The organism is Methylobacterium sp. CM6246, from assembly GCF_054818005.1.
Genome location: NZ_JBTXKY010000001.1, coordinates 5641211 through 5652353 on the forward strand (window position 1 = coordinate 5641211; position 11143 = coordinate 5652353).

11 protein-coding genes are annotated in these 11143 nt (G+C 68.1%); 7 read left to right on the plus strand and 4 right to left on the minus strand.

Annotated features, from left to right (window positions below; genetic code table 11):
* Positions 1 to 72: 72 nt before the first annotated feature.
* From ACYQPG_RS27315 to ACYQPG_RS27330, 4 genes are read right to left on the minus strand one after another with little or no spacing between them, the layout of a single operon-like run.
* Positions 73 to 726: a methionine ABC transporter permease gene (locus ACYQPG_RS27315; protein ID WP_461232126.1), complete on the minus strand. Its 654-nt coding sequence runs from the start codon at positions 724 to 726 to the stop codon at positions 73 to 75.
* On the minus strand, positions 707 to 1852 hold the full coding sequence (locus tag ACYQPG_RS27320) for a methionine ABC transporter ATP-binding protein (protein ID WP_461232513.1): 1146 nt from the start codon (positions 1850 to 1852) through the stop codon (positions 707 to 709). Before ACYQPG_RS27320 ends, ACYQPG_RS27315 begins: the two co-directional genes overlap by 20 nt.
* Positions 1852 to 2655: a MetQ/NlpA family ABC transporter substrate-binding protein gene (locus ACYQPG_RS27325; protein WP_461232127.1), complete on the minus strand. Its 804-nt coding sequence runs from the start codon at positions 2653 to 2655 to the stop codon at positions 1852 to 1854. Before ACYQPG_RS27325 ends, ACYQPG_RS27320 begins: the two co-directional genes overlap by 1 nt.
* A complete protein-coding gene (locus tag ACYQPG_RS27330; protein ID WP_461232128.1) occupies positions 2652 to 3545 on the minus strand; it encodes a MetQ/NlpA family ABC transporter substrate-binding protein in 894 nt (297 codons plus the stop codon). Before ACYQPG_RS27330 ends, ACYQPG_RS27325 begins: the two co-directional genes overlap by 4 nt.
* A gap of 567 nt (positions 3546 to 4112) precedes the next feature.
* Here ACYQPG_RS27330 and ACYQPG_RS27335 point away from each other — a divergent pair.
* The 7 genes from ACYQPG_RS27335 to ACYQPG_RS27365 all read left to right on the plus strand — a co-directional run bounded on the left by ACYQPG_RS27335 (position 4113) and on the right by ACYQPG_RS27365 (position 10653).
* Positions 4113 to 5144: an ABC transporter substrate-binding protein gene (locus ACYQPG_RS27335; RefSeq protein ID WP_461232129.1), complete on the plus strand. Its 1032-nt coding sequence runs from the start codon at positions 4113 to 4115 to the stop codon at positions 5142 to 5144.
* Positions 5145 to 5148: 4 nt separating this feature from the next.
* Positions 5149 to 6045 carry an ABC transporter ATP-binding protein gene (locus ACYQPG_RS27340; RefSeq protein ID WP_461232130.1) on the plus strand — a complete coding sequence of 299 codons (897 nt, stop codon included), beginning with the start codon at positions 5149 to 5151 and terminating at the stop codon, positions 6043 to 6045.
* Positions 6042 to 6914 (plus strand): ABC transporter permease, encoded by an 873-nt coding sequence (locus tag ACYQPG_RS27345; RefSeq protein ID WP_461232131.1) that lies wholly within the window; start codon positions 6042 to 6044, stop codon positions 6912 to 6914. The genes ACYQPG_RS27340 and ACYQPG_RS27345 overlap by 4 nt, the downstream gene beginning before the upstream one ends.
* Positions 6915 to 6948: 34 nt before the next feature.
* Entirely contained in the window at positions 6949 to 8298 is a 1350-nt protein-coding gene (locus tag ACYQPG_RS27350) for an LLM class flavin-dependent oxidoreductase (RefSeq protein WP_461232132.1), read from the plus strand.
* A 262-nt stretch (positions 8299 to 8560) separates the two neighbouring features.
* Positions 8561 to 8746: a hypothetical protein gene (locus ACYQPG_RS27355; protein ID WP_461232133.1), complete on the plus strand. Its 186-nt coding sequence runs from the start codon at positions 8561 to 8563 to the stop codon at positions 8744 to 8746.
* A gap of 112 nt (positions 8747 to 8858) precedes the next feature.
* On the plus strand, positions 8859 to 10124 hold the full coding sequence (soxC, locus tag ACYQPG_RS27360; RefSeq protein ID WP_461232134.1) for a sulfite dehydrogenase: 1266 nt from the start codon (positions 8859 to 8861) through the stop codon (positions 10122 to 10124).
* Positions 10111 to 10653, plus strand: coding sequence for a c-type cytochrome (locus ACYQPG_RS27365; RefSeq protein ID WP_461232135.1), 543 nt, complete (start codon positions 10111 to 10113; stop codon positions 10651 to 10653). The genes soxC and ACYQPG_RS27365 overlap by 14 nt, the downstream gene beginning before the upstream one ends.
* Positions 10654 to 11143: the final 490 nt, after the last annotated feature.

An 11143-nucleotide genomic window follows, 5' to 3' on the forward strand; every position in this document is an offset into this window, starting at 1 on the left:
ATCGGATCATCTCGGACGGAGAGAGGGCGCGCGCGAAGGCCGCCGGGTGTGGCGCGCCTGCCGGGGGGACCGTCAGCGGGCGCGCAGCCGCCGCACCGTCAGGTCGCCCGTGAACTGCACCAGGCAGACCAGGGCGATCAGCACCGCGATCACCGCCGCCATCACGGTGGTGTCGAAGCGCTGGTAGCCGTACCGGATCGCGACATCGCCCAGGCCGCCGGCGCCGACCGCCCCCGCCATCGCGGAGGCGCCGATCATCGAGACGACCGTGATCGTGAAGCCGCCGAGGATCCCCGGTAGCGCCTCGGGCAGGAGCACGTGCAGCAGGATGTGCCGGCGCCGGCAGCCGATGGACTGGGCCGCCTCGATCAGCCCGGCATCCACCTCGCGCAGAGACACCTCGGCGATCCGCGCGAAGAACGGCGTCGCGCTGACCGAGAGCGGGACGATCGCCGCCCAGACGCCGATGGTGGTGCCGGTCACAAGCCTGGTGAACGGGATCAGCGCCACGAGCAGGACGATGAAGGGCACGGCGCGGAAGCCGTTGACGATCGTCCCGACCACCCGGTTGGCCTTCGGCGCCGGGAAGATGCCGCCGGATTCCGACGTGACCAGGAAGAGGGCGAGCGGGATGCCGGCGAGCACCGCAATCCCGGCCGAGACGCCGACCATCACGAGCGTGTCGAGGAAGGCCTGCCAGAGGCGGTCAATCATCTGCGGCGACATACCCGATCCTCTCGACGCTTACTCCGAGCCCGCGCAGCCTATCCTCCGCGTCCGGCCCCGCCGCCTCGATGGCCACGAGCATCCGGCCGACAGCGTGGCCCTGGATCTGCTCGATACCGGCCTGGAGCAGGCGCACGGGTGTGCCCGCGGCAGCGGCCAGGGCCGACAGATCCGGCGCGGCCTGGCCCGCATAGGTGATCGCCAGCACCGTCGCGGTCCCCGGCGCGGGGTGCGGCCGGAGGCGGGAGGCCAGATCCGCCGGAAGGCCGCGGCTCAACGGTTCGAGGAGCGCCCGGGTGGTGAGATGCTCCGGAGCGCCGAACACCCGCCAGACCGGCCCGGTCTCGACGACAGCGCCCTTCTCCAGCACCACCACGTCGCTGCAGATCTCCCGGATCACGCTCATCTCGTGGGTGATCAGGATGATGGTGATCCCGAGCCGCCGGTTGATGTCCCGCAGCAGGTTCAGGATCGTGAGGGTCGTCTCCGGATCGAGCGCCGAGGTCGCCTCGTCGCAGAGCAGGATCTCCGGGCGGCTGACCAGGGCGCGGGCGATGCCCACGCGCTGCTTCTGGCCGCCCGAGAGCCGCGACGGATAGGTGTCCGCCTTGCCCTCAAGCCCGACCAGGCGCAGCGCCTCGTCGACCCGGGCTGCGATCTCATGCGTCGGCAGGCCGGCGGCTTTGAGCGGCAGCGCCACGTTCCCGCGCACGGTCTTGGCCGAGAGCAGGTTGAAGTGCTGGAATATCATGCCGACGCGTCGGCGCAGGGCCACCAGCCCGGCGGTGTCGAGCGCCTCGATCGGCGCGCCGTCCACCAGCACGCGGCCAGATGTCGGCTCCTCCAGTCGGTTGACCGTGCGCAGCAGGCTGGACTTGCCCGCTCCCGAGCGGCCGATGATGCCGAAGATCGCGCCCGCGGGCACGTCGAGGTCGACGGTATCGAGGGCCCGAACCCGGCCGGCCGCGGACAGGTAGGTCTTCGAGACCGCCTCGAACCGCACGGTGCCGGCCGTGCGGTTCTCCGGCGCCGGCGTCATCGCGGGCGCGGCGGCGGCGATTCCGGGCCGGTCCCGGGCGATCCAGCGGGCGGGCGCGCGCAGGCTGTCGAAGGCGAGGCCGGCCATCAGTTCTGCCACGCCAGAACGTAGAGCTTGTCGCTGTTGGCGAAGGATTTGTGGATCTGCCGCTTGACCGCCTCCGAACTCTGGAAGATCCGGACGAACTTCGTGACGGTCGGATCGTCCTTGCGCGCCGCCTTGGTGACGAAGCTCACTGCGAAGAGCTTGTCCTCGATGCCGGTATAAATGAGGCCGCTGGTGGGATCGAAGGTGCCGGCGGCGACGATGAAGTGCGGATAGCCCTGGGCGAGATCGACATCGCCGGTGATGCGGGCGAGCTGGGGCCCCTCGACCTCCGTGAACTTGAGCCTCTTCGGGTTCTCCGTGATGTCGTCGAGGGTGCCGAGGAAGCCGACCGTGTCCTTCAGCTTGATCAGACCGGCCCTCTGGAGCAGCAGCAGGCCGCGGCCCTGGTTCACCGGATCGTTGGCGATCGCCACCGTGCCGCCCACGGGGATCGCCTCGAAGCTCTTGTGCTTCAGGGAATAGAGCCCGAGATTCTGCAGGATCCCGAGTCCGACGATCGCGAACGCGTAGCCCTTCTGTTTCTCGGCATTCTCCATGAAGGGGCGATGCTGGAAGAAGTTGACGTCGATGTCGCCGGCATCCAGCGCAACGTTCGGCGTCGTCCAGTCGCTGAACTCGATCACCTTGACGTCGATGCCCTGCGTCTTGGCCTCGGCCGCCGCGACGTTGACTGCGTCGGCATAGGCGCCCGGCACGACGCCGACCTTGAGGGTCTCCGCCCGGGCGGCCATCGCGCCGAGCGACAGGACGGCGGCGGCGGCGAGGACATTCAGGATTCTCATCGGACGGAACTCTGGGATGGGGCTGCGTGCGGCAGCCAGGGCAGGGAATAGAGGTTGGGATCGTGGGCGAAGGACGCGTCGATCCGCGCCCGCACCGCCGGCGCGGTCTGGTAGAGGCCGATGAACTTCGCGATCTCGGGGTCGTCGGCCCGGTCGGCCAGGGTCACGAACCGGATCGCGTAATATTGGTCGCCCACGCCCGAGTAGATCAGCGCCTTGCTGGCGTAGTCGGCTCGGCCGGCATTGACGTAGTGGCCGGGATAGCCCTGGGCGAGATCCACATCCGAGACGGCGCGGACCAGTTGCGGCCCCTCGATCTCGACGAATGTGAGTTTCTTCGGATTGGCGACCACGTCGTCGAGGGTCGCCTTCGCGCCGACGCCGTCCTTGAGCTTGATGAGCCCGGCGGTCTCGAGCAGGGCGAGGCCCCGGCCCTGGTTCACCGGATCGTTCGCCACCGCCACCCTGGCCCCGTCCGGAAGGGCGGCCAGGCTCGCGTGCTTCTCCGAGTACAGACCGATATTCGGCAGGATGCCGAGGCCGACGCCTTTCAGCGGAAAGCCGGTTTCCTTCACGGCGTTGCCGAGGAAGGCCTGATGCTGGAAGTAGTTCACGTCGAGATCGCCGTTGGCGAGGGCAAGATTGGGCGTCGTCCAATCGGTGAATTCGACCACCTGCACATCGAGCCCCTGGGCCTTGGCCTCCTCCGCGGCGACGTAAACGGAATCGGCCAGCGAGCCGGGGGTGACGCCGACCTTCACCCGGGCGAGCGCCGGGCCAGCAGCCAACGCGAGGAGCAGCAGTGCCGCGACGCAGCGCAGCGCGGGGCCGGTGTTGTGGGTCGACAGGCCTGCGGCGGCTGGGCGGCGGAGGGTTGCGCGGGACTTCATGGTCGCTTTCGCAGTCGCGGGCGCGCTCAGGCGCATCCCCGATGTGTCTGACGGGATGCTGCAGCCGCCGCGCGCAGGCTCGGCCCGCGAGACCAACCCCGCTCGGGACGAAGCGGGGAGGTCCGGATGCGATCCGGTCAGGGCGATTGCTGTTGCCGCAGGGCGTTGATTGTGACGTGCAAACTAAACCAGAGCCGCCGGATCGAGTATTCCAAAGATCATCGGATTTCGACGCAAACCATCTCCGCTTCGAAGGATGGATAGCGGCTTGGTCCTCTCCGATCGCCCGGGCGCCGACGCGTCCGGTCGTTTTGGGGAACGGATCGCCGCAGCGGGCCCGGGCAGGAAAAATAGGCTTTCTTATTCCGGCATTGGCGACCAAATTCGCTGGGCTCGGCGGGCTGCTGAAGAGAATATTCTTCGATCTCCTGCCCGGAGAGAAGCAGTATCTCTCGGACCTCGTTCTGTAAAAAGAACGTTCCCGTTGACGGTGAGCCCCGTCGAAGGCAGATTCCGGTCGGTGATCAGGCCGTGTTCGCGTGCCTTAGACTGATACCGCGAGGAAACATGACTGGCACGCGACAGAGACTGTTCTCGCGCAGGCGAGCGGCCGCCGTGTTCGGGGCCGGCTTGGCCGCCGCCATCGTCGGCCCCGCCAAGGCCGCCGAGGGGCAGCTGCGCATCGCGAAGCAGTTCGGCATCGTCTACCTGCTGCTCAACGTGGCGGAAGACCAGAAGCTGATCGAGAAACACGGCGCGAAAGCCGACCTCGACATCACGGTCACGTATGCGCAGCTCTCCGGCGGCTCGGCCGTGAACGATGCGCTCCTGTCGGGGAGCATCGACGTTGCGGCAGCCGGGGTCGGGCCGCTGTTCACGCTCTGGGACCGCACCCGCGGCCGGCAGGGCGTCAAGGGCGTCGCCTCGCTCGGCAACTTTCCCTATTACCTCGTCTCCAACCGGCCCGAGGTGAAGACGATCGGCGACTTCACCGACAAGGACCGGATCGCTCTGCCGGCGGTCGGCGTGTCGGTTCAGGCCCGCATCCTGCAATGGGCCTCCGCCAAGCTCTGGGGCGACAAGGACTTCGCCCGGCTCGACACGATCAGCGTCGCGGTCCCGCACCCGGAGGCGTCGGCCGCCATCATCAAGGGCGGGACCGAGATCACCGGCCATTTCGGCAACCCGCCGTTCCAGGAGCAGGAGCTGGCCGGCACCCCGAACGCCCACGTCGTCCTGAACTCCTACGCGGTCCAGGGCGGCCCCGCCTCCTCGACGGTCCTGTACGCCACGGAGAAATTCTACCGGGACAGCCCGAAAACCTACACGGCCTTCGTGGACGCCCTCGCGGAGGCGGCGCAGTTCATCACCGACAATCCGGAGATCGCGGCCGACATCTACATCCGGACCACCAACAGCCGGATCGACCGCGACCTGCTGCTCAAGGTCATCCGGAACCCGGAGGTCACGTTTAAGGTCGAGCCGCAGAACACGCTCGGGCTCGGGCAGTTCATGCACCGGGTCGGCGCGATCCGGAACGAACCGAAGGCGCTCGACGAATACTTCTTCGCCAATCCCCGTATCGCGACGGGCAGCTGAGCGGATGAGCCTGGTCGAGGAGCACCACGATCTTGCGACGGGGCAGCGGCATGGGGCGGTTCAGCCGAGCCCCCGACACGACGAAGCTCTGACACCGCAGGCGTCCCTGCCGGCGCCGCTGCTGCGGGTCTCGGACCTGACCCTGGAATACCGCACCCCGGAGCGCGTGGTCCGGGCGACCCACCGGGTCGGGTTCGATGTCTACGAGGCGGATCGCTTCATCCTGCTCGGCCCCTCGGGTTGCGGCAAGTCCACCCTGCTCAAGGCGATCGCCGGCTTCATCCCGCCAGTGGAGGGATCGATTACCCTCGGCGGCGAGCTCGTGCGCGGGCCGGGGCCGGACCGCATCGTGGTCTTCCAGGAATTCGACCAGCTGCCGCCGTGGAAGACCGTCCTGCAGAACGTGGCCTTCCCGCTGCGTGCCGCCGGTCTCCTCGGCCGGCGCGAGGCCGAGTCCCGGGCGCGGCACTACATCGACAAGGTCGGCCTCACGCCCTTCGCCGACAGCTACCCGCACCAGCTCTCCGGCGGCATGAAGCAGCGCGTCGCCATCGCCCGCGCCCTCGCCACGCAGCCCAAGGTGCTGCTGATGGACGAGCCCTTCGCGGCCCTCGACGCGCTGACCCGGCGCAAGATGCAGGAGGAATTGCTGGCGCTCTGGGAGGAGGTGCGCTTCACCCTGCTGTTCGTCACGCATTCGATCGAGGAGGCGCTCGTGGTCGGCAACCGGGTGGCGCTGCTCTCGCCCCATCCCGGCCGGATCCGGGGCGAGTACAACAGCCACGCCTTCGACCTGACGAGCGTCGGCAGCGACGCGTTCCAGGCCGCGATTCGGCGCCTGCACGAGCGCCTGTTCGAGACGCCCACCGACCCCTCCGGGCCGGCGGCCCCAGCGCGATGACTCAGCACGTCCGCCCGCCGATCCGCTCCGAATACGACCTTGTGCTCCCGCCCTTCGTGGAAGCTCCGGTCGTGCGCGTGCTGCCGCTGTCGACCCGGATCTGGCAGCAGGGCTGGCTCCGCAAAGGCCTGATCCTGGTCGCGCTCGCCCTCGTCTGGGAGGCGCTGGCGCGCTGGCAGGACAACGACCTCCTGCTGCCCGGCTTCGGCGCCACCCTGTCGGCCCTCGCGGAGGGCCTGGGCAGCGGAGAACTCCTGGCGCGGGCCCGGATCTCCCTCACGGTGCTGGCGGAAGGGTACCTCGGTGGCGTGGTGCTGGCCTTCGGCCTGACGACGCTCGCGGTCTCGACCCAGTTCGGCCGTGACCTGCTCTCGACCCTGACCGCGATGTTCAACCCGCTGCCGGCCATCGCGCTGCTGCCGCTGGCCCTGCTCTGGTTCGGGCTCGGATCCGGCAGCCTGATCTTCGTGCTGGTCCACGCGGTGCTGTGGCCGCTGGCGCTGAACACGTTTGCGGGTTTCCAGGGCGTGCCCGAGACCCTGCGCATGGCCGGGCGCAATTACGGCCTGACCGGTCTGGCTTATGTCTGGCAGATCCTGATCCCGGCGGCCCTGCCGGCGATCCTGTCCGGGCTCAAGATCGGCTGGGCTTTCGCCTGGCGCACGCTGATCGCGGCCGAGCTGGTCTTCGGCGCCGCCTCCGGTCAGGGCGGGCTCGGCTGGTACATCTACCAAAACCGCAACGAGCTTTATACCGACCGGGTCTTCGCCGGCCTCTTGCTGGTCATCGCGATCGGGCTCATCGTCGAGAACGTCGTGTTCGCGACGTTCGAGCGGCTCACGGTCCGGCGCTGGGGCATGGTGCGCTGACGCGGCGCGGCCCTCCTCCAACCCCGATGGGCCGATGACACAGGATACGCTTCGCCTCGGTGCCTTCTTCTACGCCACCGGGCATCACGTGGCCGGATGGCGCCACCCGTCGAGCGAAGCCGATGGCGGGCTCAATCTCGAACGCTATGTCGGCTGGGCGCGCCGGGCCGAGGCCGCGAAGTTCGATCTCGTGTTCCTCGAGGACGGCACCGGTATCCGCGATGGCAACCTGCGCTCCAGCGAGCGCACCGCCCGCTCGGCCCATTTCGAGCCGGTGACGTTGCTGTCGGCGCTGGCGGCAGTCACGAGCCGGATCGGGCTTGTCGCCACCACCTCGACCAGCTTCAACGAGCCCTACAACGTCGCCCGGCGCTTCGCCTCGCTCGATCACCTCAGCGGCGGACGGGCCGGCTGGAACCTCGTCACCTCGACGACCGATGCCGAGGCCGCCAACTTCGGCACCGATCAGATCGCCCGCCACACCGACCGCTACGAGCGGGCCGAGGAGTTCGTCGACGTCGTCCTGGGCCTGTGGAACACCTGGGACGACGGGGCGGTGATCCTCGACCGCGCCTCTGGCCAGTTCTCGAAGCCGGACGGGTTCCGGCCGCTGAACCATCGCGGCAAGCATTTCGAGGTCCGGGGCCCGCTCAACATCTCGCGTACGCCCCAGGGGCAGCCGGTCCTCGTCCAGGCGGGGTCCTCGGGACCCGGCAAGGATCTGGCGGCGCGCACCGCCGAGATCGTGTTCACCGCCAACCAGACGCTCGACGAGGCGGTGGCGTTCTACGGCGACCTGAAGGAGCGGATGGCCCGCTTCGGCCGGGCCCGGGACGACCTCAAGGTGATGCCGGGGCTGTTCCCGGTGGTGGGTCGCACCGAGGCGGAGGCGCGTGCCAAGTTCGACGCGCTTCAGGACCTGATCGACCCAGTGGTGGGCCTGGCCCTGTTGGAGCGCATGGTCGGCGGCTTCGACCTGTCGGGCTACGATCCCGATGGTCCCGTGCCGGAGCTGCCCGAGGCCGAGGGTGCGAAATCCCGCCAGCAGCTGATGTTCGATCTCGCTCGCCGGGAGGGCCTGACGCTCCGCCAGCTCTACCTGCGGATCGCCGGCGCGCGGGGCCATTCGCAGATCGTCGGGACGCCCGCCCAGATCGCCGACGAGATGGAGGAGCGCTTCCGGGCCAAGGGCGCCGACGGCTTCAACATCATGCCGGCGACCCTGCCCGGGGGCCTCGACGACTTCATCGAGCTGGTGCTGCCCGAGCTGCGCCGCCGCGGCCAGTTCCGTAACGACTACGAGGGCCGGACACTCCGGGACCACCTGGGCTCGCGCCCGCCCGTCCGGGCCGCGACGGTTCCGGACGATCCGGCCGGCGTGTGAATCGAAAGCCGGTTTTGCGGGGTGGCCGTCGATTGAGCAAAGGCGTGCGTGTTCCGCCTGAGATCTGAAGAACGCTGTCCTCCGAAGCGGCCGAATAAAAGCGTTCGTTTCGTTTGACCGCCGGCGCCGGGATCGACACGATCATGGCTCCGCAGCGCATCTTCCTTGCAGGCCCGCGACGAGCGGGATCGGATCTCGACCGTCCCCTTGGGACGGCAGGATCCACCGGCCGGGTGTGCAGCGGGATCGAGCGGATGCAGGCTTGGGCCTCGCCGCCACCGAGACGGAGCACGGCTTAGCTTTGACCATGTCCCTGAGCGACGACATCCGAGATCATGAGCCGCCTCACGGTTTCGATCCGCAGTCTGCCTGTGCGGAAAGCCGGATGCGTGGCTACATCGCTGCGTCCGCGGCGTTGATCTGTCTGATCGGGTGGATCCTGCATTGATGGCAGCTGCAGCGGGGTGCGAGGCATTCGTTCGTCCGGCGTTGCGTAGGCCCGGCCCAATTGCCTTGCACCAGGTTCCAAGCCGCCCATCGCGAACACGGAGGGCGATGCGATGAGTCAGGACGATCCGAAAAGGCACCCCGCAGCCCGGCGACGTTTTCTCACGCAAAGCGCGGCGGCGGCAGCCGGCCTTCTGGCTGGCAGCGGTACGCCCGGCCGCGGCCGGGCCGAGGAAGCATCGCCGCCAGACATCCCCCCTTGGATGAAGGCCCCGGGCGCCGATGTCGGCAGCCAGACCTACGGCCAGCCCTCGCGCTTCGAGAGCGGCCTCATCCGCAACGTGCCGAAGGGCCTGAAGCAATACACTTCGGCCTCGAGCCGCACGCCGCTGCAGGACCTCGATGGCATCCTCACGCCGAACGGGCTGTTTTACGAGCGCCACCACGGCGGTATCCCCGATATTGACCCTACCCAGCATCGGCTGCTGGTCCACGGGCTGGTGGAGACGCCCCTCGTCTTGACCCTGGACGACATCCGCCGCTTCCCCTCGGAATCGCGCATCCATTTCTTGGAATGCTCCGGCAATCCGGGCTTCGAGGCGATCAAGGCGGGCCGCACCGCCTCGGATCTGGTCGGCCTCGTCAGCTGCGCAGAATGGACCGGCGTCCGCTTGGCGACGGTGCTGCGGGAGGCCGGTCTCAAGCCCGACGCCCGCTGGGTCGTGGCCGAGGGGGCCGACGCCGCCGCGATGACCCGCAGCATCCCGATCGCGAAATGCCTCGACGACGCGTTGCTGGTCTACAGCCAGAACGGCGAGCGCCTGCGCCCGCAGCAGGGCTATCCCCTGCGGGTGCTCCTGCCCGGCTTCGAAGGCAACATGAGCGTGAAGTGGCTGCGGCGGCTGAACGTGACCGCCGAGCCGGCATTCTCCCGGGAGGAGACGGCCAAGTACACCGACCTGATGCCGGACGGGACCGCACGACAATTCACCTTCGTCATGGAGGCAAAGTCGATCATCACGCGGCCCTCCGGCACGCAGCGGATCGCTCCAGGCTTCCACGAGATCACAGGCCTCGCCTGGACTGGCCACGGCAAGATAACCAGCGTGCAGGTTTCGGTCGATGCCGGAAGGACTTGGCAGGACGCCGCCCTACAGGAGCCGGTCCTGAACCGGGCGCTGACTCGGTTCCGCCTCCCCTGGACCTGGAATGGGGAGCCGACGACCATCTCAAGCCGGGCGATCGACGAGACCGGGTACATCCAGCCGAGCTTCGAGGGCCTTACATCGGTACGCGGGCTCAACTCCTTCTACCACAACAACGCGGTTGTGCCCTGGTGTATCGCGGCAAGCGGCGAGGTCGCCAATGGCTACGCTTGAAGAGCGGGCCCTGATTGCCACACTGTTCCTGTTTGCAACGACCGCGGCCGCCGATGCGGCCGAGCGCCTCGGGATCGGCCGGCCGGCGGCGGAGGCGGAGATCGCGGCCTGGAACATCGACATCGACCGCGACGGCCGAAAACTACCGCCGGGCAGCGGCAGCGTCGCCCAGGGACGCTCGGTGTTCGAGGCGCAATGCGCGTCCTGCCACGGGAGCCACGGCGAGGGTGGAACCGGCGAGAGACTGGTCGGCGGCCAGGGAACGCTGGCCACGGTCAAGCCGATTAAGACCGTCGGCAGCTTCTGGCCCTACGCGCCGACGCTGTTCGACTACATAAGGCGCGCAATGCCTTTGAATGCACCACAATCCCTGAGTGACGCAGACGTCTACGCAGTCTCGGCCTACATCCTCCACCTGAACGGCGTCGTGGCGGACGGGGCGATCCTGGATGCCGGCACCTTGGCCGCGATCCGGATGCCGAACCGCGACGGCTTCGTGGCCGATCCCCGGCCGGATGTGAAGCCCTGACCCATCGGCGCGAACACGGGCCTATTCATTGTCCCCAACGATCCGACGCTGACCGGCTCAGCCTGCCATTCCGCCGCCAGAACGGCGGGGATTACACGATCCCGTCAATGGAGTTGCGTCCCGAGCGGGTCAGACTGAACCTCACCGGTTTCGCAGCCCATATCGAGCTACCGGATTAACACGTTCGGCAAGGCAGGCATCGAAGCTGATAGCGGGACGGCAGACTCCCCAAATCTCGATGTCGACCTCTGCTCCATCGGCGGCCTGGAAGCGGACCTTCCCAAGGCCTGCAAAGTGTCGTGAGCGGGCGCGACGGCAGTGTCTGCTTTTTCCAACTCCCGCCCGGGAGCGGACCGTCGCAAATCCACCCGTCACAGACATTTATAGGGGTTATTTGCAACGACGGGTTCTGGCCGTAAGCAGCCGGTGCGCTGTACGAAAGTTTTAGTAATAAAGCGGACCTTTGCGCGAATTCGTTGTCCCTTCAGCG